Source organism: Rhizobium sp. 18055 (assembly GCF_902706285.1).
GTDB lineage: Bacteria > Pseudomonadota > Alphaproteobacteria > Rhizobiales > Rhizobiaceae > Rhizobium.
The window spans coordinates 1-514 of the sequence record NZ_CACSKD010000163.1 but is presented as its reverse complement, the minus strand read 5'-3'; the positions used below and the strand labels follow the sequence as shown (position 1 = coordinate 514).

The 514-nt window shown below is 71.2% G+C and carries 1 protein-coding gene; it reads right to left on the bottom strand.

Going from position 1 to position 514, the window contains the following annotated elements; translation table 11 throughout:
• A partial coding sequence (locus tag GVL52_RS28520) for an ATP-grasp domain-containing protein (RefSeq protein WP_160012702.1) occupies positions 1-514 on the bottom strand: 514 nt, incomplete at both ends.

Genomic DNA, 514 nt, shown 5'->3' with positions numbered 1-514 from the left:
GGCCACCGCCACGCCCATGCGGCGCTTGGTGAAGCTCTCGGGCTTGCCGAAGAGGCGCAGGTCGGTATCCGGCACGCGCAGCGCCTCGTCCACACCGTCGAAGGCGATGCCCTGGGCGTCCATGCCGCCGTAGATCACGGCGCTGGCGCCCGGGTTGCGCAGGCGGGTGTCCACCGGCAGGCCGAGGATGGCGCGCGCATGCAGCTCGAATTCGCTCTGGTGCTGGGTGGCGAGGGTGACCAGGCCGGTGTCGTGCGGGCGCGGGCTCACTTCGCTGAACCACACCTCGTCGCCTTTCACGAACAGTTCCACTCCGAACAGGCCCTGCCCCGACGGCTGGCCGTCCAGGCCGCGGCCCAGGTCGTCGGTCACGGCCCGGGCGATGTCCTGGGCGCGCTGCAGCGCGAGGGACGGCATCGGCTGGGGCTGCCAGCTTTCCACGTAGTCGCCGCTGACCTGCTTGTGGCCGATGGGCTCGCAGAAGTGCGTCTGGATGCTGCCGTCGGCAGCCACG